This window comes from Streptomyces sp. ASQP_92 (assembly GCF_025399895.1).
Lineage (GTDB): Bacteria > Actinomycetota > Actinomycetes > Streptomycetales > Streptomycetaceae > Streptomyces.
Map to the genome: position 1 here is coordinate 1 of NZ_JAODUA010000028.1, position 24,477 is coordinate 24,477.

Genomic DNA, 24,477 nt, shown 5'->3' on the forward strand with positions numbered 1-24,477 from the left:
ACCTCTTAGATTGCGGGACGGCCTTACGGTGGAGGGATGGCCACGATGGATCTACGCACCGAGATACGGGAGTTCCTCAGCTCGCGTCGCGCCCGCATCACACCCGAGCAGGCGGGCCTGCCCGCTTACGGCGGCAACCGTCGGGTCAAGGGTCTGCGCCGCGAGGAGGTGGCGCTACTGGCGGGGGTATCGGTCGACTACTACGTGCGCATGGAGCGCGGCGGCCTCGCCGGTGCTTCCGATGGCGTGCTTGAGGCGTTGGCCTCTGCCTTGCAACTCGACGAGGCCGAGCGTGACCACCTGTTCCACCTCGCGCGTCAATCCGGGGCGCCCAGCGGCCCACGCCGGCGCAGGCCTGCCGCGACGGTGCGCTCGACGCTGCAGCAGGTGCTCGACGCGATCTCCGGTGCGCCGGCCTGGATCGGTAACGGACGATATGACGTGCTCGCCATGAATCAACTCGGTCGTGCGCTGTATTCACCGGTGCTGGCCGACCCGAGACGGCCCGCGAACACAGCGCGGTTCGTCTATCTTCAACCTGAGGCCGCCAGAGATCTTTTTGTCGACTACGACCAAATTGTCGGTGCCGCTGCCGCGAAACTACGCATGGAAGCCGGGCGCAATCCGCACGACGAGGCGCTGATCGCCCTAGTCGGCGAACTGTCAACGCGCAGTGAACTATTTCGGCAGCGGTGGGCATCTCAGGACGTGCGGCTGCACCGGTCCGGCCGCAAACGTCTGCGCCATCCGATCGTGGGCCGGCTCGACCTGGACGTCGAGTCCCTGGAACTGCCCGCCGATCCCGGCCTGCACCTCAACGTCTACACCGCACCCGCGGGTACCCCGACCGCAGACAATTTGGCGCTCCTGGCGTCGTGGGCGGCCACCCAACAGACGCTGGCGACCGAGTTCGAAGCACACAACGGATAGTCCACCCCTAGTCCGACCCCAGACCACCCTAGACCGCGTCCAGGGCCCGCGCGGGAAGCTCATCGTTGCGCTCGTGGGCGTGCACGCGGTCAAAGCCAGCGAAGTGTGCCGGCTGCCTCTGGCAGCCCTCGACCTCACTCGCGGCACGATCACCGTGGAACGAAGGCATCACAGCCACACCGTCTACCTGGACGCCCTCACCATGGACCTTGCCGCCCAATGGCTGCGCGAACGGCGCCGCTCGTGGCCGACAGCCCTCAACCCCCACCTGTTCATCACCACCCACACCGCCCGCCACCCCGCCCGCGTCCCGCTCAGCTACCTGGGGCTGCGCGCCGCCTTCGACCAGGCGGGCATGACCCCCAGGCAGCTCTGGAGCGACCGGGTCCTGGACGAAGCCAGGCAGACCGCCGACCCCATCCACCTCATCCGCCTGTTCGGCATCCACCCCTCAACCGCCATGAAGTACCTCACCGCAGCCCACCCCGACAAAGTATTCCCGCGAATCCGCTGAAGGCCGGAGGCCGTCGGGGCACGTTGGCTCCCTGACGAACCCACCCACGATCCTGCCGCCTTCGACGCCGAGCCGATACGGCTCGGCGGACTGGCAGCCAGTATGAGCAGCGTTACCGTGCGCCGTCTGGATGACCACCTTCGCGCGCACCCGTACGGCGAATCCGACGGGTTCGACGATTCCGGAAAGGTCTGAACAACGAACACACCGCTTGCCGGGGCGTGATGCCGCTTTGTACAGAAGGTTCGACGGACCCAGGGTTTTCTGGGCACCGAGCCGATCTTGGCTCTGGTCTGGCAAAGCGGGGTCCTGGGGGCCAGCGCGCCCGCGGATGGCTGCAGGCGCACGCCTTGCGGTCTCGAGCTGCCAACCGCGACCTGACGCGGGCGCTCAACCAGCAACGCTGATGCGGGACAGTTGCCCCAGAGCCGAGGTCCCGCGACACCCTCGTCTGAACTCGCGGTCCACGTGCCGACGAGAACTGCCTCGCCAGTTGCTGGCGGCCGGTCAGCGTCCCGGCGCCACCAGGCCCGATTCATAGGCGATGATCACAAGCTGGACCCGGTCGCGAGCGTCAAGTTTGGACAACAGCCGCGTCACGTACGTCTTGGCGGTAGCAACGCTGATGCAGAGCCGGCCGGCGATCTCGGTGTTGGACATGCCGCTGCCGATCAGAGCCAGAACCTCGCGTTCCCGGTCGGTGATGCCATCGACTTCACGTTTGGACGATGAAGGTCCCTTGGCCGGGAGGCTGGGAGGGATCGTGGGGAGGCTGGCGAATTCCTTGATCAGGCGGCGGGTGACGCTCGGTGCGATCAACCCGTCTCCGGCGGCCACGATGCGGATCGCCGCCAGGATGTCGTCCAGGGCCATGTCTTTGACAAGAAACCCGGCTGCGCCCGCGCGCAGAGCGCCGTAGACGTAATCATCGTCGTCGAAGGTGGTCAGGACGATGATGTGGGCCTTGCTGGGGCCGTCGGTGATCAGCCTGGTGGCTTCGATGCCGTCCATGCCAGGCATGCGGATGTCCATCACCAAGACGTCCGGGTCGAGGTCCTCAGCCAGATGGACCGCTTCGATGCCTGTCCCGGCCTCCCCGACGACTTCGAGGTCGGGGGCTTCGGAGATGACCATCTGCAGAGCGGCCCGGACCAGGGGCTGGTCGTCCGCGAGTACAACACGGGCAGTCATCAGACTCCTGCCGGTACGGGGAGACGCGCCGCCACACGAAAGCCGCCTTCAGGACGAGATCCGGCTGAAAACTCACCGTGCAGCAAGGTGACCCGCTCACGCAATCCGACCAGGCCGTACCCGATTCCGGCAGCGCTGCCGCGACCAGGCCCGCTGTCAAGGACCTCGATGCAGATCTCCTCGCCCCGGCAGTCGATCGTCACCTGGCAGGAGTCGGTGCCGGCATGGCGCACCACGTTGGTGAGCGCCTCCTGGATGATGCGGTAGGCGGACAGGTCGATGTCCGGAGGCAGCGGCCCTGTCTCGCCCCGCCACCGAACGTCAACGCGGATGCCGGCGGCTGTTGTAGTTGCGGCCAGCCGGTCGACGTGCGCGAGGCCGGGCCACGGGCCGAGCGGCGCTGCCTGGGGAGCCTGGTCTGGTTCGGCCTGGCGCAGAGCGCCGAGCGTACGGCGCAGCCCCGACAGTGTCTGGCGTCCCGCCGACTCGATCGCTTCCAGTGCTTCGCGCGCGCGCACCGGTTGCGTGTCGATGACCCGCCGTGCGGCTCCGGCCTGAAGGGCGATGATGCCGATGCTGTGGGCGACGCTGTCGTGTAGCTCGCGTGCGATCCATAGCCGTTCAGCGATGACTGCCTGGGCTGCGGCCTGGGCGCGCAGTTTCTCGGCATATGTGTGGGCCCGGTGCGCTGAGTTGCCCATCAGCCAGGCGATGGCGGCGGTCATGGCCACGGCCAGTTCCGCCGAGGTGCCGACCCGCCAGCCCATCAGAAGGCGCGTCACCACATACCCGGCGAGTACGGCGAGGGACAAGACGAGGGCCACGGCCCCGGTCCGGCGCGGCCCGGCGGCGGCGATGAAGTACAGCGCGACATCGACCGCCAGGAACTGGGCCAGGGGAATCTCGCCCACACTGAGCGGGAACGTGGCGAGGACGGAAGCGGTGAGGAGCAGGGCCGTGGCCGGCAGCGGCGTACGGCGCATCAGGCCGCTGCCCGCCACGGCCAGGGCCGTGGCCAACGCCAGGAACTTCAAGCCCTTCCACTGGTGGAAGAGGACCCCAGCAGTCACGTCGGGAACGTCCTCCCCGGGCAGCCTGGCGCGTATGAGGCAGGTGAACGCCACGCCCGCACACCATGCCAGGACTGTCCAGGCTTCGGGCGGAACGCGCTTGAGCAGCGGAAGGGGCGGCGTGGCATGCATGCGCCGATCGTAAGCATGCATGTTCCCGCAGGCATCGGACCAGGGGTGTACGACCACGGTCGACAGGATGCTCCGGCGGATGTCAGCAGCGGTCCGATGACGTGGTGCCACCTGCGACGGCACTGTGAGCCGGGTGATCGAAGTCAACGAACTGACCAAACGCTACGGCGCCACCACTGCCGTGGACAGCCTGACCTTCACGGTGCGCCCCGGGCGCGTCACCGGGTTCCTCGGCCCGAACGGCGCAGGCAAAAGCACCACGCTGCGGATGATCCTGGGCCTGAGCCGGCCGACCAGCGGCACCGTCACCATCGACGGCCGGTCATTCAGGGACCTCGCGCGCGGAATGCGCCACGTCGGCGCACTGCTCGACGCGGGCGACGTCCACGGCGGACGCAGCGCCCGCGGTCATTTGGCCGCGCTCGCCCGCAGCAACCGCATTCCGCGCAGCCGGGTGGAGGAGGTACTGCACGAGGTCGGCTTGACCGCTCCCGCCGGCCGACGGATCGGCGGATACTCCCTCGGCATGCGCCAGCGCCTGGGCATCGCCACCGCCCTGCTCGGCGACCCGCCAGTGCTGCTCTTCGACGAGCCGCTCAACGGCCTGGACCCCGAGGGTGTGTTGTGGGTCCGCAGCCTGTTCCGCCGGCTGGCCGCCGAAGGCCGCACCGTGTTCGTCTCCAGCCACCTGATGAGCGAGATGGAGGCGACCGCCGACCACCTGGTCGTCATCGGAAGGGGCCGGCTCATCGCCGATGAGAGCCTGACCCAGTTCGCGGCCCGCGGCACCCGCCTGACCGTGACCGTCCGCACTCCCGACACCGCCGCGCTGACCGGCGTGCTGATCACCGAGGGCGGCACAGTGCGGCCGGACGGCGACCTGCTCACGGTGACCGGCGTGAGCGCAGCCCGTATCGGCGAACTCGCCTTCCAGCACCGTGTCCTGCTCCACGAACTGACCACCCGCAACGCGTCACTGGAACAGGCATTCATGGAACTGACCGCCGACAGCGTTGAATACCTCGCAGGAGATCTCCGATGACCACCACGATGCCGAACCGGTCGGTAAGCGTCGCGACCGACGAACCGCCCGCCCGGTTCCGCGACCTGATCGCCACCGAGTGGATCAAGCTGTGGTCACTGCGCTCGACCGCCTGGGCCTTCGCCGCCATCACGCTCGCCATCATCATCTTCAACGCGAACGCCGCCTACGCCGACTACAGCAACTGGCCCCAGTACAGCGCCGAAACCCGGGCCGGCTTCATCCCCAGCTGGGCACTGCGCGACGCCTTCACCAACTTCGCCGGGATGAGCGTGGTCCTGGCCATCAGCGCCATCGGCACGCTGACCATCACCGCCGAGTACAGCACCGGGATGATCCGCACGACCTTCACCACCGTGCCGGCCCGCCACTCGGTCATGGCGGCCAAGGTGGCCGTCCTGTCAGCGGTCACCACCGGATTCGGGGCGCTCGTCACCGGCGCCTCATTCCTCGTGACCCAGGCAATCCTGTCGGGGCGCGGTGCCGGAATGTCGATCACCGACCCCGGCGCGCTGCGCGCCATGGCCGCGGCAGCGCTGCTCGCGCCGGTGTCCGGGCTGGTCGGCATGGGCCTGGGCAGCGTCATCCGGCACAGCGCAACCACCATCGTCACCAGCATGGTGCTCCTGCTGTTGCTGCCGGTCACCCTCAGCGGCGACCACTACTGGACGGCCGTCATCGGCCACGCCATGCCCTACCAGGCATGGGGACACCTGATGGAAGGCGACGGCGCCACGTTCAACCACTACGCCTACCCGTCGACGGTCTCCGGCGCCTGGCTTGTCTACGCGGTCTGGGCACTCGCCGCCGCCGTCCTCAGCGTGACCGCCGTGCACCGCCGCGACCAATGACCGAGCGCGTGCAGCCCACCAGCACATACGACGCCAAGGAAATCCTCCACCAGACCCTTGACACCGCCAACATCCCGCAGCCACGCATCGTTGTCGGCCTGAGCCAGGTCGCCTTCATCGACTCCACCGACATCGATGAACCTAAGCCCGCCGAACCCACCGCCTGAACGCAGCTTCAGCAGGACCATGCACGGATTCCTGCGCAGGGTCAGCCCGAGAATCCGCGAACCCGCGCGCTTCAGCCTTCGACCTCGTCCACGCGGGCGCCGATCTGACCGGCTGGCCCTACGAACGGCGGCGCCAGTCCGTGGAGACCCTGTTCACGGACCGCGGCCTGGCGGCGCCGCTGACGCTTGGCCCCTCGACCACCGACCCGGCCGTGGCCGACCAGTGGCTGGGATGGACCGCGGCCGGGATGCAGGGCCTGGTCTTCAAACACCTCAATGAGGCGTACCGGCCGGTGCGGTCATGGCGGAAGTACAAAGTGCGGGTGACCACCGAAGCCATCGTCGGGGCGGTCTCCGGATCGCTCGCTCTGCCCAGGACGGCGTTGCTGGGCCGCTATGACGCGGCGGGACATCTCCAGTACGCCGGGCGCAGCACCACGCTGTCCCAGACCGCCAGCCGCGCCCTGGCCGAACGACTGACCCCAGCGCCGCGCGCTCATCCCTGGACGGGGTGGACCTTCAGCGCCATCGCGACCTCAAGAACGACTTCTACGCCAAGGTCAAGGAGCGAGGTCAGCGCACAGACTCGGAACGACGGCTGCGCAAGAAGATCACTAATCTGAAAGAACTCCGCGCAGCCGACAAAGAGCAGCTCACGCAACTGGCAACGGCCGTCGAGAACCTCGTCCGGGTCGTCAATCAGCTCACCCTGGAAAACCAACAACTCCGCCAACAACTGGCTACGCCAGGCCCCGTCGTTCGACTGCTGCCTGCCCAGCCACAGCCTCCGGGACGGTGATCACACGCCGCTCCTCGGCAACCCGGCACGGAGTGTCTACGACAACCCGCGGTCCTTCCTGTTGTGCGTCTACAACCGGGATCGGCCTTGTGCCACCACTTGGACGCCGATAACGCGCCACGGCTGGACCGCTGCCGGCCGTCGTGCGCGAAACGTCGCGCGCACCGACCACCTGCCGCAGAACCCCAGGCCCTGGAGGAGCAGGCCGCCTCCGAGGCGGTTCCTGGCCCCCTCGCCGACCGCTTCGCCCGCCGCGGCCGCACATCTGCGAGCGCTGGCCGACCGCGACGAGCACGCCCGGATCCACGCGCAGGAGCCGACCTCGCCATGAATCCCGCGTGGTGTTACCCGGCAGCGTCGCGAATCGGTCCGGCGGCTGTCACTTCCTGGCCGCGCCGGGTTCCCCGCCAATGGATTCCTGGTAGACATTCGCGTAGGTGGGAGAGTCCTTGATCAGGTCGTCACAGAACGCGGCGACGTCGGTGCCGATGAGTTCCAGAACTCCCTTGCCCGCGGCGACGCCCTCCTCGAAGAAGTCGACGATTCCGGGGAGGAGAGAGCCGTCGGACAGGCTGACCGGTCCGACCTTGAACAGGTACTTCTGCATCTCCTTGTAGACGATCTGGTAGTCCGGCGGGAGTGCCTTGACCCGGGCCACGTGCGCCCGCCACTGTTTCTTGCCTTCGATGATGTCTTGGATGCTCACGTCAGCCTCCCAGCCGGCTCAGTTTCCGTGCGACGTTCCTGTTCAACTGCTCGCGCCACCGGTCGCGATAAGTACGGGCCCCTGCTCCGCCGGCCAGCGCCGTGCAGAAGCCCTGGATGTCGTCGCCGAGCACCTCGTGGACGCTCTGCCCGTCCGCTGCCGACACTTCGAGCAGCCCCAGGGCGGAGTCGAGGATCGGTGTCAGGTTGCGGCCGGTGAAGTCCCCGTAGGGGAAGAGGTGGGCGACGATCTGGTCCCACGCCTCCCGGTAGTCGTCCGGCAGGGCCTCGACCCGGGCTCCGAACGCCTTCCAATCCCTGGTGAGATCGCTGCCTGTGACCTTCTCCCAGAAGTTCATCTCCCGCCCTCCTTGAGCCTGTTGATGCGCGATGAGAGGTACTGCCATTTCGCCCAGAACTTTGCGAGTTCCTCGCGCCCGGCGTCGTTGAGCGCGTAGAACTTGCGCGGCGGACCGACCCCGGATGGTCGTTTCGTCACTTGGACGAGCCCGTTCCTCTCCAGCCGCAGCAAGATCGTGTACACCGTCCCCTCGATGACGTCGGCGAAGCCGAGCTCATTCAGCTGGCGAGTGATGGCGTACCCGTAGGTTTCCTCGCTGCCGATGATTTCGAGCACGCACCCTTCGAGCGTGCCCTTCAACATCTCCGTCAGGTCGTCCATCGCGGGTACTCCTCAGCCCTGCCGGTACTACGTGGTACCGAGTACGGCTATACGGTATCACCGAGTAGTGGAACGGCAACGTCTCCGGTGGACGCAACCTCGGGCCGACTCGTTCGGCGAGGGAACCGCGTTCCGTCGAACGCTGCAGCCCGGCCACCGGTTGAGCTGATGGGTGGGCCGTTGCACGTCAACATGCTGAACTTGACAGAGAAAGTGCAGGCTGAGGAACCCAGCGCTCCCCCGAAGCCCACCTCATACAGCCCGACGTCGTGATGGAGATCGCCATCGACGTGGCCCGTGACGCCGCAGGCCGGTGGCGGCACCCGTGAGGCCGCATCGCATCCGCACCGACCTCGAGGTACATCAGGTCCCGCTGTTCGGCCACTGACCCCGCGCATAGGGAAGGCCTGGGAACGCGCGCGCTAGGTGAGGCCGAGGCCAGCCAGTGCGGTCGTCCACTCCGTCGCGATCGCGTTCTGCGCCGCAGCCAGCTGGACCTTGCCGGAGATGGCCGTGTGGAGTTTGGACTCGACGCTGTGCCTGGGGTTGTTGGGGCCCGCGCCGGCTTTGTGGCCCGGAGAGGGCGGCTCCACCCAGAGATTGCGCCGATCATTGGGGTCCCCGCCCAGTTCCAGGCTGACCAGGTGGTCGTATTCGGCATCGAGCAGGGAGCCTGCGTAGCCGTAGGACTTGACGCTCGCTGCCTTCTCCGCGTCCGCAACGCTGGCAGGCGGCCGGATCGTCGCCGTGTATCCCGACCAGCAGATCGTCGTCCGCAGCCTCGCGGTGGTGACCTTCAGGTTCAGCGGCCGTGTCACCTTCTCCGGGAGGCGTTTATCGCCGTCTTCGGGAGTCACACATCGCTGTTGGAGAAGATCCATATCGGCGAGAACTGAAGTCGCTCACGCGTGCGAGTGCTCGTGCCCACATGGAGGAGGCAGGGCCGTAGAGTGGACTCCTCGACAAGGCGGTAGGGGCAACGGCTGTGGAGATCACCGTCCAGTGGATCAGGACGACCTGGACAAAGGAATCACGGGGCGGGGACGCTGCTGCTCGAAGGAACGCGGCCCCGGTCGGCTTCGCACTCCCGCATGAGCCGGCTCCTCTCGCGCATGTGATCCGGATGCATGAGCGCGACGGCTTCGAGCCGTATGACAGCCGGGAAGCCCTGAGCAAGGTCGATGTCCAGCTCCGTGAAGCAGATGATCGGTTGCGGGTATTTCCCCGAGTGCAGCCGCTGTTTGCCCTGCCGCCTCGGAAGCGACGGCCACCGGGTGTCCGGCTCGTCCCTGGCCAATGGGTCCGCTGGCAACTCAACTACCGATTCAGCAGTGCACTGGGGATTCGGGGCTGGACGTACTGGCTGGACACGTTCAACATCGCATACGGCCCGGTGAATGCCGATGTGTTCTTGTCCGCACCCACCGTGTTCATCGATGAGCGCGGTCCACTCCGGTAGTTCGACTGGACGTGGTCACCCGATGGATCGTCCGGCCTGGGCTTTGGCCTGGGCGAGGCGGTAGGAGTCGGTGCTGGTCTCGATGATGTTGCCGCCGAAGGTGATGCGGTCGACGATGGCCGCGCAGAGCCTGGGATCGGTGAACGTCTTCCTTTCCTCACGCTCCGTCAGAACCTGGAAGAGGAGTTCAGCGCCCGAACTGCTCGACTCATCCTGGCGTGAGGGTGCGTCAGTTCGCGGGGTGCTCACGCTGCTGACCCGCGAGCAGGTGGTGCTGCTGGTCGGACGCTACTTCGTCGTCGATCTCACAGCCTTCACATGTCGCTCGGGGCAGCGGCGGCCCCATGACTTCGCGGCCACGATGTGCGGGCGGGCTGTCGCGCAGGCAAATGCGGCCCCCGCCAGGGGCATCTCGTCGGGGGCCTCCCGTGTACAGAGAGAGGGGCTGGGCCGTCTTGGTGAGGTCAGGTGTCGGCGGGACGCTGCCCGATGAGCGGTGTCAGCAGTGGAATCAGTCTGCCTGCGGCCGCCATTGCCGGGTTTCTCTCCTGGAGGCCAGGCTGGCTGCTCCTGCTGCGGAGCCGGCGAGTAGCAGGGTCAGGACGAGTAGTTCGAGGCACAGGCTCAGGGACAGGTGGGCTCCTTGGCTGCCGCCGCTGATGGGCTGGGCCAATACGACGTAGGCCGCTACGCCTCCGGCTCCGGCGATGGCGATGGCGATGGCGATGGCGATGGCGATTGGCAGGCTGAGTGACCACAGTGCTGTGGTGCGGAAGATGTTGCTGTTTCCGGTGAGCACGGTGAGTGGTGCGAGAGTGCGGGCGAAGCGGATGAACTCCGACAGTGCGGAGAAGACCATGGCGGTGGCGATGTACAGGGTTCCGATGGTTCCGAGGAAGGGGATCCAGCGGGCTTGCAGGCCAAGGATGTTCGCCAGGACAGGCGAGACAGGAGCCCCTTGCGGAGTCCCGCACTCGCGGTCCATCAGGGAACCGTCGGGCATCTTGAGCGGGGCAGCAAGCCACCGCTCCACATACAACTTCACCCAAACGGCATCGGTGTGAGCTTCCACCGCCTTGACGAGGAGGTCCCAGGGCACGCTGTCGAAGAACTTGGCGATGTCAAACTCCACCACCCAGTCGCGTTTCCGACAGCGTTCTCTGCAACGCTCCACCGCGTTCAGCGCAGACCGCCCGGGCCGGTATCCGAAGGAATCTTGGTGGAAAACAGGCTCCACCCTTCGCATCAGATGCCTGGCCACCACGGTCTGAGCCACACGGTCGGCAACTGCGGGAATGCCGAGCATTCTCATGCCGCCGCCATGAGGCTTTGGAATCTCCACCGCACGCACGGGAGGAGGGAAGTATGAGCCCGATGACATCCGGTTCCAGACCTTATACAGATTGTTCTTCAGGTCCTTCTCGAAGTCGTCGATATTCTGCCCATCCACTCCGTATGCGCCCTTGTTCGCTCTGACTTCGACCCACGCCTCCTTGACTTCCCACTTCGAGATATCGAACGGTTTGGCTGATGACTTCAACTGGCCCATCGGACTCCTCCCGGATAGCTCCGGTTGATACGACACACTCAGTCACGAACGACCCGGCCCCTTCGCTCCACCCCCGTTACAGGGGCTTCACCACTACTACGGACCGGTCCGCCAGCGTGTCCCGCCTCGGTACTCAACCCCTCACGGTTTCGGCCGCTTGGAGCTCTCCCTGTCGCCCGCCCAGAAAGGCGAACAGTGTCGGGACATGCCTTCTCCTGTTCCGTGCGAAAGCAGCAGACTGGGCTCACGTCACCTGCATGCCGGACACCACCTGGCCAATAGACGGGCACCCGCCAGGCTTATCCCGGAGCTGGGTATACACCCCGGTTTTGATGTCATCTGAAGGTCTTACGACACGTCAGCGGTGATTCGTTTGCACTCGTCTTCCCAGTCCCCACCTGACACCTCTTGGATGCCTTTTCCTCATCGCTCACCACGACGGTCTTCAGCCAACGCAGCATGAGGCGGTTTGAAGCCTCCCCCCGCAGGGCGACTTCGAAGGGCCATACCTTCATCTCTCGCACAGCATCGCTTCTGGGAGCTGCCCTACAAACAGATCCCTTTCGCGTTCAGGACACAAACACCCAGGCCCTGCTCTGCCTCGCCCGACGCCGGGCCGATGTCCTCTTCGCCATGCCCCGCGACGGCACGTTCTACGAACCGCAGCCCGCTACAACGATGTGAGAACCGCTAGAGAGGCGCATCGCAGTCAAACTCGAACGTCGCCTTGGCGGCATCAGCGGGGAACTCAGGGTGGTCGTGCCAGATTCCAGCGAGGGCGACCAAAAGATTCCATGCGGCGGCTGCCACATCGGTCGTTGCCCCGTTCGCGGGCGGAGCGGTCCGGTGAAAGCGCACTGCAAAGATCTGCCTGTCCGCGGCCACACGAAGGGCTGTCGCCGTGAGGCGGGCTTCACCTTGAAGCGAAGCCGGGTCAGGGATGCGGTCCCGCACGAAACGGACCAGCCGATTGATCTGGTCCTCAGTGATCCGCTCCACCGTTCCCCCATAGTTAGCAAGCCCTTTCACCTGGCGCGGCGCCAACTATCGCACCTGCCGCGGACCGCTGACGCCCGGAAAGCCTTTGCGGACGCCTCAATGCCTTGACCAAAGACATAGGGGCCCCCGGGCCTTGCCCCAGGCCGCGGTTGTGGCGTTCGTGAACGCCCTGTCCCCGGGCGGGCTCCCGGCGGGGGGACAAGGCACGTGCAGGCACTGGGCGTGCCGCTTAATGAACGCGTCCTGTGGTCCAGGCATCCGCGTCCGGCATGCCCGGCGGCTGCCCGGATGGACCAGTCTCGACGCGATCCGCCTCGATCACCAAGCCGAACAACACAACAACCGCCCCACCCACGCCCGAACCACACCCCGCCCGCTCACCACAAACCCCATCAGGACACAACGCTGCGCCAGCGAAAACACCCACCAGCCCTTTACAGGGCATGACCACCCGGGGGACACGGAAAAACTCCCAACAAAACCGGGATACCCCCAGCACAACACGGCACCCGTACCTCAACCACAACCCCACGAAACGACACCCCACACCGACTCACCCGCCGGTGCCAGGGTCTTGGCGTCGGCCTCTTCGGTACAACCGAGGCCGGGTCAGAGCGCGGCAAGGACGCACGCTGCCACGAACGCCACCTGGAGGAACGTGCGCGGGACCAGTGGCATGACCGGCTTGCCGTTGAGCATGAGCCCGGACCGGGCGGCATGGACATTGGCGGGGAACATCGCCAGCAGCATGACCGTGAGCGCTATCGCGGCCAGGGGGCGGGTCACAGGAAGCAGCAGGCCGCCCGCTCCGGCCAGTTCGAGTAGGCCGGTGGCCGTCACCAGCAGGTCTGCCCGTGGCAGTGCAGGCGGGACCATGGCGATCATCCCGGCTCGGCGACCCGTGAAATGGGCGACGCCGGTGAGCGTGAACATCAACGCCAACGCGACGCACAACGCGGGCTGCCAGCCATCCAGGACGGAGAGGCCCAGCAGTCCGGCAAGGCGGGCCAGGATCCAACCGACGACGAGCACGATCAAGGGAGCCATTACGGGTTCATCCTTCCGATTACAAAATCTTGACAGTGGAAAGATTCACCGGCCGCACCCATCTTGTCAATGCCTAGATCTGGGTTAGGCTCGATCCCATGACAACCCCTGCCTCCGCGTCCCGCCCCGCAGCGGACCGCCAGAGCTACCATCACGGCGGCCTTCGCCGCGCGCTCCTGACCGCAGCCGTCGAGGCCATCGAGGAATCCGGTGCCACCGCGGTGAGCCTGCGCGACCTCGCCCGACGAGCCGGCGTCTCCCATGCCGCACCCGCCCACCACTTCGGCGACAAGGCCGGCCTGCTCACCGCAGTGGCCGTCGAAGGGTTCGACCTGTTCGCCGACGCGCTCAACGCCGCCTGGGAACGGACCGGCGACTTCGCCGAGGTCGGCGTCGCCTACGTACGGTTCGGGCTGACCCATCGCGGGCACTTCGAGGTGATGTTCCAACCCGCCCTGTGCCGCACGGACTCCGCCGACCTGACCGCCGCCCGGGCCCGCGCGGCCAAGTCACTGCGCGACGGCGCAGCCCTCCTGGCCGCCCGAACCGAAGACGGGGACCACCAGATCGCCATGATGGCGGCCTGGTCACTGGTTCACGGGTTCACGGCACTGCAGCTCAGTAACACCCTCCCGCTACCGCCGACCGCCGATCCGGAGAGCGTGGCGCGGCAGGTCACCAGATTCCTCGCCCAGTAGAGCAAGTTCGGTCATGCTGATCGCTGCCCTGGTGGCGGACTAGCTGTTGGTCGGCGCGCGTGGGTCTGGATCCCGGACTGCACGTCGGCGGTCACGGTGCGGGGAGCGACGACCCCGTCGAAGGCAGGTTCAGCTCCTGTTTGGTTCTGCCCTCGCCACCGGCGGCACGGGCATAGTGCGGGGCCCTGGATCCCTCTTGAGGGCGAAAAGGGCTTATATGCCGCCAGATTGGCGGGATGCAGGGACAGACCTGCCCCGCCTTGGCAGTGTTCGCGGCGCCCGGAGGCACAGCTCTCGCCCGCGGCGTGCTGGCGGCCGCACGAGCCCAAGGCGCGAGGGTGTGGTTGTGGTTGTGGATGCGGTCCTGCGGGTGACTCCCCTCGCGGGATGACGACCTGATCCTTTCTGCACCGCATCGCAGGCGCCTACCGGCTGCGAGCGGCTGATCTGCTGACAGCGTGGCAGTGGAACAACCCCGTGCAGGCGCACAGCGCTGCGCGTACCGACGGCGAGGTGCTCCTCGACGACGCGGCCAGGGCGCAGCTGGCCGGCTGGTGCCGTGTGCCGGTGGAGCATCTGGCACGGGCGTTGCCGTCCTTAACGTCCCGGCCGCCCGTGCCGACTCGGAGCGACGGCGGGCAGGGACGGGGGCAGCCGACGTGGCAGGCGAAATCCGGTACATGGGGATTGGTGGCGGTCGGGTGCCGGCTGTGCGCAGCCCGCCGCGGCAGTGGCGGCGGTCGGGTGTGGGTGTACCGGGCGCGGTGGCGGCGGTTGTGCGCACGCCATGGCCGGTGGCTGCTGGATGTGGATGAGGGACATCCGCTTGAGTTCGTCGATGCCGGCTTCCTGACACGCGAGTTGAGGCGGACCCAGGAGCGCTGGAAGCGGGCTGCGCGGAGGGCGGTAGCAGCTGGCGCAGTGCCTGGAGAGGCTTTCGCGCTGGCGCGCGCGGTGGCATGCGAGTGGTGGGAACGGGAGGGCTTCCGGGAGCGGGACGCGCTGTGGCGGCTACGGCTGGATGAAGCAGTGGACCGGACACGCCGGCGAGAGCTGGCTCCGGTGGGCTGGGGTGAGCGGCAGTGGCGGCTGCTGGTGCGCGACGCGGGGCTTTTCGCTGATGTCGCCGCGGCCGCCGCGGTGCTGGTGGATCCGCGGATCCAGCAGCTTGCCGGGCCTTGCTGGCGGCCAGGGCAGCGGGCAGCGGTGTTCCCTGGTGCAGCGCCGCGGCGATGGCGTCGATCCAGGCGTGCTCGGTCATGGACCATCCGCAGTACACGTCGCGCCCGCGGTGTGCGAGTGGGGGCTTGAGGACGAGTTCCTGCCGATGGGTGGGCAGGTAGTGCACGGGGTCGACGTCCTCGCCGTCGACCTGGACGGGCCCGTTGCGGCCGGTGCGGGTCCAGCCCGGCAGTCGCTGCACGGCCTGCGTATCGCGGGCGGTCATCGTCACGGGTCTCCTGCTGCCGGCGGTGCCAGGGCGTTCTTTGCTGTCCATCGCCGCATCGTGGAGGCCGGTGTACAGCACTGCCTGCCCGCGCCGGTGGGCCTGGGCGGGCGGTCGGGTCATCGGCGGGGCAGTGAGTGCGTGGGTGAGGGCAGCGGGGTGCTCATACTGAAGCGGCCCTGGCCGGTGCCGAGGTACATGTGATGGTGTGCGCCCTCGGCGCTGCGGCACCCAGTCCGGTGGTCTCGGCGGCGTGTCTCAGGAGGTCGAGGCAATTGCTCGGGTGACGGCCGTGATCGCCGGGGTGGGGCGGCCGGGGAGGCGGGCCACGAGAACCCGGCGGATCTCGGGTGGTGCGCCTTCGACGTGCAGCAGGCTCACCCCGGGCGGCAGTACCGGCGAGAGCCGCGAGGGCACCGTTGTCACCCCGAAGTCACCGGCGACCAGCTGAAGCTTCGTCAGCCAGTCGCGCGCGCAGTGGACGATGTCCGGCCGTCCGGGCAGACCGGGCCAGACGCCGAGCATGGGCTCGGTGTTCCGCGCCGGGGTGGCGATCCAGGGGACGTCGACCAGTTCGTCGACGTGCACCGCGGTGCGGCCGGCGAACTCTCCGGTCGAGGACACCGCCACGACCAGTTCGGTGTCCGCGACCGTTTCGATATGCAGGCGCGGTGACTCGCCGTCGAGGGGGCGGTGCGGTGGGCGGGATGTCAGTACGGCGAGGTCGATCGAGCCCGCGCGCAGGGCCCGGACCAGGGAGGGCGTGGTGCCCTCGGTGGTCGTGACCGTGATCTGCGGGTCGGTCGCCGCGAGGCGGGTGAGTGAGGGAGGCAGGATGGCCGCGCCCGCGCTCAGGAACAGTCCGAGCCGCACCAGTTCGGTCCGCGGGACGGTGCCGGTGAGGTCGCGCTCGGCGGCCGTCAGACAGTCCAGGATCGTGCGAGCGTGGCGCAACAGGGTCAGTCCCGCGGGGGTGAGCCGCACTCCGTCGGGGCGCCGTTCGAAGAGGGCGGTGCCCGCGCTTCGTTCGAGGGAGGCCGCCTGGCGGGAGACCGCCGACTGGGTGTAGCCGAGCCGGGTGGCCGCTGCGGTGAAGCTGCCGGACTCGGCGATCTGCCGCAAAACCCGCAGGCCTGTGCTGGAGATGTCCATGCGGCATACGCATACCACGGATGCTCGATCGTCGCTTCCCGCATGTTCGATGCGCTCCTAGTGTCGATCGCGACGAACACGGACGAACACGGAGGACATCACATGCGAGCAGCAGTTCTGACGCAGTTCGGTGCCCCGCTCACGGTGCGGGAGGTTCCCGATCCCGAGGCCGGCGGCGGTGAGGTGGTGGTCGAGGTCCTCGCCGCCGCCGTGGCGCCGTACGCTGCCGAGGTCTTCAGCGGCAAGCGGAACTACCCTCTGGTCCCGCCCGTCGTGCCCGGGATCGGCGGCGTGGGCCGGGTCGTCCACGTGGGCCCGGACGCCACCCGGCTGCGCTCCGGAGACCTGGTGTGGTGCGACTCGACGGTGCGCTCGCGCGATGACGCCCTGACGCCCGACATCACGCTCCAGGGCTGGAGTTCGCGCGGTGAGGGCGGCGCACGCCTCGCCCGGCACCTGCACGACGGATCGTTCGCTGAGCTCATGCGGGTCCCGACGGAGAACGTCTACCCGCTCCCCGCGGCGGCGGGGGACGACCCGGCCCGCTGGGCCGCGCTCGGCGTGCACGTCATCCCGTACGGCGGCCTGCTGGCCGGCGGGCTCGCAGCCGGTGAGACGCTGCTCGTCAACGGAGCCACGGGCAACCTCGGCAGCAGCGCGGTCGCGGTCGCACTCGCCATGGGGGCGGGCCGCGTGGTCGCCGCAGGCCGCAACCAGGCCGCGCTCGACCTCCTCACCGACCGGTTCGGTCTGCTCGTGCGGCCGGTCCCGCTCACCGGGGACGAGGCCGACGACCGCGCGGCGATGTCCGCAGCTGCCGACGGCCCGATCGACATGGTGATCGACCTGCTACCGCCGAGCGCGCCCAGCTCGGCAGCGCGCACGGCAGCCATGACCGTGCGCGAATACGGCCGCGTCGTTCTCATGGGCGGCGTCGGCATGCTCGGCGGCGACGACCTCGCCCTCCCCTACCCATGGATCATGCGCAACTCGATCACCGTGCGCGGCCAGTGGATGTACCCGCGTACCGCGAACGTCGGCATCATCAGGCTCCTCGCCTCGGGCACCCTGGACCTCGCCACCGAACGGGTCCGGTCGTTCGGGCTCGACGCCGTCAACGACGCCGTCACGTACGCCGCCTCACATGGCGGCCCGTTCGACCGCACCACCCTCACCCCACCGGATCGCTGACAAAACCGACCGCCCCCCAGGGAGTGGACACACCGCGGAAGGTGGACCAGAACCGGCCTTCCTGCCCGGCGTCACCGAGCCGTCCGACCCGGCCGCCACGCGCGAGGTGGAAGCGGTCCCAGCGAGCGCGGCGACCCGGTAGGCACCGCCCCGCCCGCGGCGGCCATCACGGACGACCCCAGCACTCTGACCGCTCGCTCACGACCCGGTTCCAGCTCTTGACCGGGTCGGTGGCGCTGTCCCACGCAAGACGGGGCTTGTTGAAGCCCCGTGCGACCTGGCGGTGGTGCACGACCACGGAAACGCGTCCAACGGCCGCGGAGGCACCTGCCCCGAGTCAGGCGACGGTAGGTGTGGAGGCCCATGTTGGTGAGGGGCCGCGTCCCTGTTTCGACCGTTTCGCCGGGATCCGGCGAGACGGAGTCACCCTGTCACCCGCCGGGAGAATCCCTTCCTCGTCACTGGATCGGGAGGCCCCTGCCGGGCGGCCAGGCACGCGGGGATGCGGGAGAGAACCACACGGTTCTTCGAGGTCAGCGGCTCCGTCAGCCCTTCGTCGAGCCCCCGCGCCTCGCCGAGCAGACTGACGCTCCGGCGCCGGCGGCTTCTTCGACACACGGGTTCCGCCCGCCTGTCGGCCGAGTCCGAGAATCGCGCCCGCCCGCCGCGGCCGGCTCTTCCCTAACCTGCCGGTCCGCGCCGGTTTCGGCCGCCGCCCCCAGCGGCACGCGGAAGTGCCTCGGAAAAAGCCGCCGGGGGCTCGGGGAGTGGCTAGGCTGAGAAATGAGGCTGGAGCGCCGCACCGCTCGCATCCACCCGGAAGGTGATGCGTCGGCCTGGCATGAGCAGGAGTTCCTCAGCCCACGGCAAGTGCAGGCGGCCCCCGCTATGGCGCCCGCAGCCTCCAAGGAGGCCGTCATGACCACCGAAGTGAGTCGCGCCCAGGTGGAAGCGGACATCAAGGAGACTTTGGGCCTGGTTCCGCACTTTTTCCAGAGCATCCCGACAGAGCTCTTGGGCCCGGAGTGGGAGATCTTCAAGCGGATCGAGCTTGGCCAGACACTGATCCCGAACAAGTACAAGGAACTGATCGGTGTCGGGCTGCACTCCGAGACCAAGTGCCACTACTGCACCCTGTTCCACACCGAGGCCGCGAAACTGTTCGGCGCGACCGACGAGGAGATCCAGGAGGCCGTCCACTACGCGAAGGCCAGCCTGGGCTGGAGCGCCTACATCAACGGCATGCAGGAGGACTACGACCAGTTCGCCGCCGAGCTGCATGAGGTCGTCGACTACGTCAAGTCCAAGGGCTGAACCGGTGGAGCTGGAGCGCCTGAGCCCGACGCTGCTGCGCGGCACGTTCCACGCGTACGAGCTGTCAGCGTTCGTCGCCGCGGCGCGCTACCTGGTCGAGACCGCGCCTGGGGACGTCCCCCAGGAGTCCCTGGATCAGCTCCGTCAGCTGCTTGCCGGCTACGACCAGCAGCTGCGAAGGCTGGCCGACGCGCAGGGGTAGGACGGTCGGGGCTTCCCGTCGCACCCGAAGTCTTCGCGCCATGGGCGGCATCGTCCGGCTCTCGCCGTGGCGTAGGGACTGGGCCGTGCAGCAGATCACCGCCGTTTGTCGGCTGGGACGGCTATCAGGAGGCAGTCTCGGTGAGCAGCACGGCGGCCCGACGCGGCATCTGCGGCGTCGGGCCGCCGTGCGCTTCGGCGCCGGTTGGCGTCAGCTCCCGGTGATGCGGGTCCAGGTGAACGGGCCGAAGGAGGTGGCAGTCGTCGGGTTGTGGGCGCCCGGGGTGACGGTCAGCTTCAGCCATTCCAGCGGGGTGGTGCTGCCGTGTACGACGATGCGGTGGAAGCTGGGGACGTCGTACGACGGGTGACTGTTCCAGGCGTCATGCGCACAAACGTCCTCGTCGCCCGTGCAGGGCGCGCCCTGGATGAGCGGGTTGTCCGAGCGGTAGACGTGCGAATCGCCGACCAGGAGAAGCACCGGCTTGCCTCAGCTCTTCGCGTGCTTGGCCAGGCTGGACACGACCGGGCCGACGCCCCTGGAATGGGTGCGCGGGTGGTTCGACCCGCTGGCTCCGTTCTTCGGCGCCGCTTCACAAGCAGGCGAGGCCATGCTGGTCTGGCTCGACTGAGTTCGTGCAGCTCCGCCTCGGCAGAGGATTCCTGGCAGCCACTGGGCGCGACCCGGCCCGTCCCGCTGCAAAGCTGACTGCCGTCGGCCGAGGGAAGCCGGGTCCCCGAGCCGCAGCCACGCCGGGGCTACGCGCTCTCCAGAGCCTTGATCACGTGGTCCAGTTCCGGCGGCATGACCGCAATCAGGACCTCCCCGTCGGACGAATCGCATTCCACGATCCGGGATCCCGGGTTGACCGCCACCGCCTCACGCAGTGAGGGCGAGCGCACCCCGGCCTGACACAGATCGGCCGGCAGAACGGTCTCCTGCTTACCAAGGGAAGGCTTCCAGGCGAGGGCACCAGCGCCGATCAGCAGGCGTCCCGCCTTCCAGCGAGAGCCCTGAGCAGACCACCTGAGCATGCAAGGCACCCCGGCCGGGTCCCCGGCGGCTATCGCGGTCGACCTCTGCTGCTGCTTCCGGCGCATCAGCCATCCGACGAGGGCTGCAGCGACCACACCAATCGTTAGTTCGATCACTGTCGCAGTCAAGCAGGGCGGAGAACACGGGCGGAGTCCGTCACCAGCCAGCAGTGCCCCGGGCCTTCAAAAACACCCACCTAGAGGGCTTTTAGCCTACTTCTATCGCATTTAGCGACGTTTCATGGCGACTGATGGGTGGGGCCCCAGGACGCAATGGTTCGGGTCGGATAGCTGAGGCGGCGAAGCAGTAATTGCGCGGGGACAGGGCGTTGCCAGCGGAGGCTATCCGAGCCAGGTGACGGTGAGGACGGACAGGCGGCGCAGGGGCAGGTTCACCCAGTAGGTGAGGGAGAGCCGGCCGACGGTGGCGTGGCAGAGGTCCTCGCCCTCGGGGTCGTCCGTGTCCCACCGAAGACCCGGGGTGGTCCGCAGGAAGGGCTCCGCGGGATAGCGGGGTGTCGGCCGCTACAGCTCGAACTCGAGGTGCTCGATGTCGGTGAACCGGATCTCCTCCAGGCTGCCGGCGCGGCGGCCGCCGTCCTGGAAGTAGACCTCCTTGAGCGCCTCCGCGACGATCTCCTGGAGACGGGTGTCGCCGGCGCCCTGCTCCTGGGCGTCGAAGAGGCGGGCGGCGTAGACCGGGGGCAGGGCGACGGTCAGGTGCCGGATGCGGTCCTGGTCCGTCGAGCCGATCAGCGCGGTGTAGCCCATGCGGGCGCGGGCGTCGATGACGATGCCGCCGGTGCAGGCCACGTTCGCCCTGGCCTTGGCCCGGATCTGGGGCTGCCGGCGTTTCTTCACCTCGCGCTCGAGGCGTCCGGCGAGGTCCGGGCGAGGCTCTTCGATCTGGTTCTTCAGGTACCGCTCGACGGTGCGCTGGGAGATCCGTGGCATCTGGGCGACCGCTCTTGTGCTGCCCAACTGCTGGACCAAGTACCGCATTTGAGAGCCTGCGGTTTTGGGCGCCGGGCGGGTGAAGGTCTTCTGCACGGCGGCGTCCAGGCCGTCCCCGAACATGCTCATCGGCTGCCTGCTCCCCTATTCGCCGTTGTCGGTGTCGGTGACGGTGCCGTCCTTGATGTAGCGGGCGAGGTTGAGTTCGGGGGCGTTGAACCGCTCGCGGACTTCCTCGCCCCGCAGGACGGACTGGGTGCCTTCGTGCTTGCGCGATATGAGTGCCGGCGACCCCTTCAATCCAGTGCGAGATGCGAAAGCTGGCGCCGCGAGGTGATGTTGAGCTTCGGGTAGATCTTGTACAGGTGATAGCCCACCGTGCGGGGACTGAGGAACAGGCGCGAGCCGATGTCCTTGTTGGTCAGGCCCTGTGCCGCATAACGGGCGATCTGGAGTTCTCGCGGCGTCAGTCCTCGGCCGTTCGCGGACGGCTCGGCGTCGGGTACGCCGGCCGCGCGCAATTCCATGTTCGCCTGTTCCGTCCACGGCACCGCCCCCACCGTCAGGAAGTGCTCCACGGCTTGGTGGAGGTGGCGGCGGGCGGCGGTGATGTGGCGGTGGCGGCGCAGCCACTGTCCGTACAGCAGGTGCGTGCGGCCGGTTTCGAAGCCGGAGGTGCAGGGGGCGGCCAGTGCGTCGGAGAAGTGGCGGTCGGCGTCGTGCGCCGTGGCGAGCAGAGCCCGACATCGGTGCCATGCGGCGCGCAGCGAGGGGGCGTTGAGCGGGTCGGACCGTTCCTCGAACTGCCCGAGTGCCGCCGCCGCCCGTTCGGTCTGTCCCACGCGGACCAGCGCTTCGACCAGGTCGGGCAGCACGAGTCCGCTCAGCATGAAGTGTTCGGCGGTGCCGCCCCGGGTGGTGACCTCACTGAGCGGACCGATGGCCTGCCGCGGCCGGCGGCTACCGAGGGCGTTCACACCCTGGGCCCAGCGTGCCAGGGCCGCCGCGGAGGCGGCCCGGCGCGGGACCGACTCCGCCAGGGCCGCTTCAGCCAGCTCCCGACAGCGGTCGGAGTCACCCTGGGCCGCAGCCACGTACGCCAGCAGCGCCTGAAGGTGGCACCGGGCGGTGATCTGGCCGGTATCGGTGGCCAGGGTGAGTCCTTGCTGACCGAGGGCCACCGCGTCGGCCCACTGGCCGGTGACCAACTGCGCGGCCACCAGCGAGGTCAGCGCCACTGGCATGGCTCCCACGGCGCCCGCCGCGCGCAAGGACTCGAAGGTACGCCGCTGCCCTTCAAGGCCGGCCTCGCCGTCTCCCAAGAGGTACGGCACGAACAAGGGAGGCCACACGAGTGGTCCGAGGCAGGAGCTCGTGGGCCATTCGTCGCCGGGAGGGCAACTCCTCGCTCCCGGCTGCTCGGGCCCATCCGTGGGCGCGGGAACACCTGCCATCCGGCGTAACTGGTGGAGGAGTTGGGACCTTTCGCGGGTTTCCTCCAATGCGAGGCCGGCCAGCAGGTCGGCTATCTCCGTGAGCTTCGCCGGTTCATTGGCGCCCCAGGCGGCCCGCGCCGCCAACAGCAGTGATTCCGCGGCCAGTTGGGGCGCCTTGGACCGCGCGAGCCGGGCGCTGTCCATGAGGGTGTCGCAGGCGGGGGTGAGCGCGCTGCCCGCGTGCAGCATGGCTCCGCGCACACGGGCCACCCGGGCCCGTAACTCCGGTGCGTGGACCAGGGATTCGGCATCCTTGAGCAGCGCCCGGGCCTGGGTCGGTTCGGCCGCGGCCCACGCGCATTCCGCGGCCTCCACCAGCCACCTGGCCGTGCCCGCCGGAGTGGAGGAGAGCGTCGCGGCCCGGCGCAGCGCGCGGACCGCGGTCGTCACGCTACCGGTGTGCCGGGTCCGGTCGGCGAGGTTCGCCAGGAGGCGGGCCAGGGAGTCGTCGGGACGGGTGGCGTAGGCGGCCAGGTGCCAGACGCGGCGGTCGTCGCCCGGGTCGAGGGCGTCGGCGAGGGCCCGATGCGCGGCGCGGCGACGGCTCGGCGCGGCGCCCTGATAGGTGGCGGAGCGCGTCAACGGGTGGCGAAAACGCACCTGTTGGCCGTGCAGGGTGATGAGTCCTGCCCGGGCGGCGCCGGTCAGTTGGTCCATGGCCGCGTCCTCGTCGCCGGCGGCGCTGAGGAGGGTGGGGAGGTCTCCGTCGCGTTCCGCCGCCGCGAGAAGCAGGGGGAAACCGTATGCGGCGACCCGGCCATAGAAGATCTGCCGTACGCCTTCGCTGAGCGGCAGTTGGTCGGGCAGTGCCTGGATCCCGGTCAGTTGATCGTCGCTGAGCGCGGACGGGAGTTCGGCCAGCGCCAGCGGGTTGCCCTGGGCCTCGGCCAGCAGGCGCTTGCGCACCGAAGGGGTTGCCCTGGGTGCGTACTCGTCGAGGAGGCACCTCGCGGTCGCCGTGGGCAACGGCCCCAGCCGCAGCTCCCGGGCGCCCGCAACGCAGGCGGGCACGTCCTCGCCGTCGGGGACGGTGAGCACCATGGACACCCGCACCGATTCGAGGCGGCGGGCGGCGAAGGCCAGTGCGGCTGCCGATGCCGTGTCCAGCCACTGCCCGTCGTCCACGAGCAGCAGCAGGGGCGCGTGGCGGGCGGCTTCGGTGAGCAGGGCGAGGACGGCGAGGCCGACCAGCAGCGGCTCGGCGGGTGAGGCGTTCACGCCGAAGGCGCCGAGCAGCGCGTCGGCCTGGCGGGTGGGGACCGCACCCGGCACCGGGAGCAGGGGGTGCAGCAACTGGTGCAGTCCCGCGAACGGCAGCTCGGCCTCGCTCTTCGTTCCGTCCGCCCACAGGACCCGGACGGGGGGTCGCACCAGACGCGCCAGACTGGCCAGGAGCGCGGTCTTGCCGATGCCGGCCCCGCCGCGCAGGAGTACGGTGCGGCTGCGAGGACTCCGTCCGGGGCCGGCGTCGATGAGGCGCAGAAGTTCTCGTATCTCTCGGTCTCGCCCTGCCAACATGGCGATGCTCACCTTCTACGGGTCGCTTCGTGCTGGACATCGGCGCGCCCCCGACACACCGTCGTGCGGTTCGTGCGGAGTTGACGAGTCCGGCCCTGAGCGCGCTCCGAGAAGCCGTGGGACGGACGCGATAAGGACTCCTGCACGGAAAAGGCTTTCAGCGTTCGCTAACGAAGCCCTAGCGGCCGGCGAAGACCCGCTGTTAGGGCCGGTGTGCGGGGCCGTGCCGCCCCTGTACTCCTGCCGAGTTCGGTGGGGCGGCCTCCGCGCCGACGCCATCGCCCTCCGGGACACCCATCCGTCATTCCTCAGTGCTCCACCGCGCCCCCTCCTG

The 24,477-nt window shown here is 68.4% G+C and carries 27 protein-coding genes and 1 pseudogene; 12 read left to right on the forward strand and 16 right to left on the reverse strand.

The window, feature by feature from the left end:
- Positions 1-36 precede the first annotated feature (36 nt).
- Together N4G70_RS33775 and N4G70_RS33780 are read left to right on the forward strand one after the other, a co-directional pair.
- Positions 37-930 (forward strand): helix-turn-helix transcriptional regulator, encoded by an 894-nt coding sequence (locus N4G70_RS33775; RefSeq protein WP_399037791.1) that lies wholly within the window; start codon positions 37-39, stop codon positions 928-930.
- Positions 931-1,003: 73 nt separating this feature from the next.
- On the forward strand, positions 1,004-1,444 hold the full coding sequence (locus N4G70_RS33780; RefSeq protein ID WP_261716598.1) for a hypothetical protein: 441 nt from the start codon (positions 1,004-1,006) through the stop codon (positions 1,442-1,444).
- A 507-nt stretch (positions 1,445-1,951) separates the two neighbouring features.
- Here N4G70_RS33780 and N4G70_RS33785 read toward each other — a convergent pair.
- Positions 1,952-2,635 carry a response regulator transcription factor gene (locus N4G70_RS33785; protein ID WP_261716599.1) on the reverse strand — a complete coding sequence of 228 codons (684 nt, stop codon included), beginning with the start codon at positions 2,633-2,635 and terminating at the stop codon, positions 1,952-1,954.
- Positions 2,635-3,837, reverse strand: a complete 1,203-nt coding sequence (locus N4G70_RS33790) for a sensor histidine kinase (protein ID WP_261716600.1) — start codon at positions 3,835-3,837, stop codon at positions 2,635-2,637. Before N4G70_RS33790 ends, N4G70_RS33785 begins: the two co-directional genes overlap by 1 nt.
- 133 nt (positions 3,838-3,970) lie before the next feature.
- Between N4G70_RS33790 and N4G70_RS33795 the strand changes: the two genes are divergently transcribed.
- The 4 genes from N4G70_RS33795 (at position 3,971) to N4G70_RS33810 (ending at position 6,696) form a co-directional block, all read left to right on the forward strand.
- Positions 3,971-4,879 carry an ABC transporter ATP-binding protein gene (locus tag N4G70_RS33795; protein ID WP_261716601.1) on the forward strand — a complete coding sequence of 303 codons (909 nt, stop codon included), beginning with the start codon at positions 3,971-3,973 and terminating at the stop codon, positions 4,877-4,879.
- Positions 4,876-5,730, forward strand: a complete 855-nt coding sequence (locus N4G70_RS33800; RefSeq protein WP_261716602.1) for an ABC transporter permease — start codon at positions 4,876-4,878, stop codon at positions 5,728-5,730. Before N4G70_RS33795 ends, N4G70_RS33800 begins: the two co-directional genes overlap by 4 nt.
- Positions 5,727-5,897, forward strand: a complete 171-nt coding sequence (locus N4G70_RS33805) for a hypothetical protein (protein WP_261716603.1) — start codon at positions 5,727-5,729, stop codon at positions 5,895-5,897. The genes N4G70_RS33800 and N4G70_RS33805 overlap by 4 nt, the downstream gene beginning before the upstream one ends.
- Before the next feature lie 511 nt (positions 5,898-6,408).
- Positions 6,409-6,696, forward strand: coding sequence for a hypothetical protein (locus tag N4G70_RS33810; protein WP_261716604.1), 288 nt, complete (start codon positions 6,409-6,411; stop codon positions 6,694-6,696).
- A gap of 379 nt (positions 6,697-7,075) precedes the next feature.
- Here N4G70_RS33810 and N4G70_RS33815 read toward each other — a convergent pair whose 3' ends face one another.
- The 4 genes from N4G70_RS33815 to N4G70_RS33830 all read right to left on the reverse strand — a co-directional run bounded on the left by N4G70_RS33815 (position 7,076) and on the right by N4G70_RS33830 (position 8,901).
- Positions 7,076-7,402, reverse strand: coding sequence for a DUF1048 domain-containing protein (locus N4G70_RS33815; protein WP_261716605.1), 327 nt, complete (start codon positions 7,400-7,402; stop codon positions 7,076-7,078).
- A 1-nt stretch (position 7,403) separates the two neighbouring features.
- A complete protein-coding gene (locus N4G70_RS33820) occupies positions 7,404-7,760 on the reverse strand; it encodes a DUF1048 domain-containing protein (RefSeq protein WP_261716606.1) in 357 nt (118 codons plus the stop codon).
- Positions 7,757-8,083, reverse strand: coding sequence for a PadR family transcriptional regulator (locus N4G70_RS33825; protein WP_030340375.1), 327 nt, complete (start codon positions 8,081-8,083; stop codon positions 7,757-7,759). Before N4G70_RS33825 ends, N4G70_RS33820 begins: the two co-directional genes overlap by 4 nt.
- A 422-nt stretch (positions 8,084-8,505) precedes the next feature.
- Positions 8,506-8,901 carry a hypothetical protein gene (locus N4G70_RS33830; RefSeq protein ID WP_315904328.1) on the reverse strand — a complete coding sequence of 132 codons (396 nt, stop codon included), beginning with the start codon at positions 8,899-8,901 and terminating at the stop codon, positions 8,506-8,508.
- A gap of 167 nt (positions 8,902-9,068) precedes the next feature.
- On the opposite strand from N4G70_RS33830, the gene N4G70_RS33835 reads away from it, so the two are divergent.
- On the forward strand, positions 9,069-9,542 hold the full coding sequence (locus N4G70_RS33835) for a hypothetical protein (RefSeq protein ID WP_261716607.1): 474 nt from the start codon (positions 9,069-9,071) through the stop codon (positions 9,540-9,542).
- A gap of 15 nt (positions 9,543-9,557) precedes the next feature.
- Here the strand turns inward: N4G70_RS33835 and N4G70_RS33840 are convergent.
- The 4 genes and pseudogenes from N4G70_RS33840 to N4G70_RS33855 form a co-directional block, all read right to left on the reverse strand.
- Positions 9,558-9,752: pseudogene (locus tag N4G70_RS33840) on the reverse strand (AAA family ATPase); the annotation flags it as partial.
- A 301-nt stretch (positions 9,753-10,053) separates the two neighbouring features.
- On the reverse strand, positions 10,054-11,091 hold the full coding sequence (locus N4G70_RS33845; protein ID WP_261716608.1) for a reverse transcriptase domain-containing protein: 1,038 nt from the start codon (positions 11,089-11,091) through the stop codon (positions 10,054-10,056).
- Between the two features lie 690 nt (positions 11,092-11,781).
- A complete protein-coding gene (locus N4G70_RS33850) occupies positions 11,782-12,090 on the reverse strand; it encodes a hypothetical protein (RefSeq protein WP_261716609.1) in 309 nt (102 codons plus the stop codon).
- A gap of 609 nt (positions 12,091-12,699) precedes the next feature.
- Entirely contained in the window at positions 12,700-13,137 is a 438-nt protein-coding gene (locus N4G70_RS33855) for a DoxX family protein (protein WP_261716610.1), read from the reverse strand.
- A 98-nt stretch (positions 13,138-13,235) separates the two neighbouring features.
- Here N4G70_RS33855 and N4G70_RS33860 point away from each other — a divergent pair, with 98 nt between their 5' ends.
- Positions 13,236-13,835 carry a TetR/AcrR family transcriptional regulator gene (locus N4G70_RS33860; protein ID WP_261716611.1) on the forward strand — a complete coding sequence of 200 codons (600 nt, stop codon included), beginning with the start codon at positions 13,236-13,238 and terminating at the stop codon, positions 13,833-13,835.
- Between the two features lie 1,705 nt (positions 13,836-15,540).
- Here N4G70_RS33860 and N4G70_RS33865 read toward each other — a convergent pair.
- Positions 15,541-16,434 (reverse strand): LysR family transcriptional regulator, encoded by an 894-nt coding sequence (locus tag N4G70_RS33865; RefSeq protein WP_261716612.1) that lies wholly within the window; start codon positions 16,432-16,434, stop codon positions 15,541-15,543.
- A 102-nt stretch (positions 16,435-16,536) separates the two neighbouring features.
- Between N4G70_RS33865 and N4G70_RS33870 the strand changes: the two genes are divergently transcribed.
- The 3 genes from N4G70_RS33870 to N4G70_RS33880 all read left to right on the forward strand — a co-directional run bounded on the left by N4G70_RS33870 (position 16,537) and on the right by N4G70_RS33880 (position 19,141).
- A complete protein-coding gene (locus tag N4G70_RS33870; protein ID WP_261716613.1) occupies positions 16,537-17,625 on the forward strand; it encodes an alcohol dehydrogenase catalytic domain-containing protein in 1,089 nt (362 codons plus the stop codon).
- Between the two features lie 918 nt (positions 17,626-18,543).
- Positions 18,544-18,939: a carboxymuconolactone decarboxylase family protein gene (locus N4G70_RS33875; protein ID WP_261716614.1), complete on the forward strand. Its 396-nt coding sequence runs from the start codon at positions 18,544-18,546 to the stop codon at positions 18,937-18,939.
- A 4-nt stretch (positions 18,940-18,943) separates the two neighbouring features.
- The gene (locus N4G70_RS33880; RefSeq protein ID WP_261716615.1) at positions 18,944-19,141 is read left to right on the forward strand and encodes a hypothetical protein; all 198 of its coding nucleotides are present in this window, start codon (positions 18,944-18,946) and stop codon (positions 19,139-19,141) included.
- Between the two features lie 210 nt (positions 19,142-19,351).
- Here the strand turns inward: N4G70_RS33880 and N4G70_RS33885 are convergent, their stop codons facing one another.
- The gene (locus tag N4G70_RS33885) at positions 19,352-19,621 is read right to left on the reverse strand and encodes a hypothetical protein (protein ID WP_261716616.1); all 270 of its coding nucleotides are present in this window, start codon (positions 19,619-19,621) and stop codon (positions 19,352-19,354) included.
- A gap of 4 nt (positions 19,622-19,625) precedes the next feature.
- Here N4G70_RS33885 and N4G70_RS33890 point away from each other — a divergent pair, with 4 nt between their 5' ends.
- Positions 19,626-19,772: a YfbM family protein gene (locus tag N4G70_RS33890; protein ID WP_261716617.1), complete on the forward strand. Its 147-nt coding sequence runs from the start codon at positions 19,626-19,628 to the stop codon at positions 19,770-19,772.
- 127 nt (positions 19,773-19,899) lie between these two features.
- Here the strand turns inward: N4G70_RS33890 and N4G70_RS33895 are convergent, their stop codons facing one another.
- The 4 genes from N4G70_RS33895 to N4G70_RS33910 form a co-directional block, all read right to left on the reverse strand.
- Entirely contained in the window at positions 19,900-20,175 is a 276-nt protein-coding gene (locus N4G70_RS33895) for a hypothetical protein (protein ID WP_315904329.1), read from the reverse strand.
- A 525-nt stretch (positions 20,176-20,700) separates the two neighbouring features.
- Positions 20,701-21,258 carry a telomere-protecting terminal protein Tpg gene (gene tpg, locus N4G70_RS33900; RefSeq protein WP_261716618.1) on the reverse strand — a complete coding sequence of 186 codons (558 nt, stop codon included), beginning with the start codon at positions 21,256-21,258 and terminating at the stop codon, positions 20,701-20,703.
- Positions 21,259-21,273: 15 nt separating this feature from the next.
- The gene (locus tag N4G70_RS33905) at positions 21,274-21,429 is read right to left on the reverse strand and encodes a hypothetical protein (protein ID WP_261716643.1); all 156 of its coding nucleotides are present in this window, start codon (positions 21,427-21,429) and stop codon (positions 21,274-21,276) included.
- Positions 21,426-24,143, reverse strand: coding sequence for a LuxR family transcriptional regulator (locus tag N4G70_RS33910; protein ID WP_261716619.1), 2,718 nt, complete (start codon positions 24,141-24,143; stop codon positions 21,426-21,428). Before N4G70_RS33910 ends, N4G70_RS33905 begins: the two co-directional genes overlap by 4 nt.
- Positions 24,144-24,477: the final 334 nt, after the last annotated feature.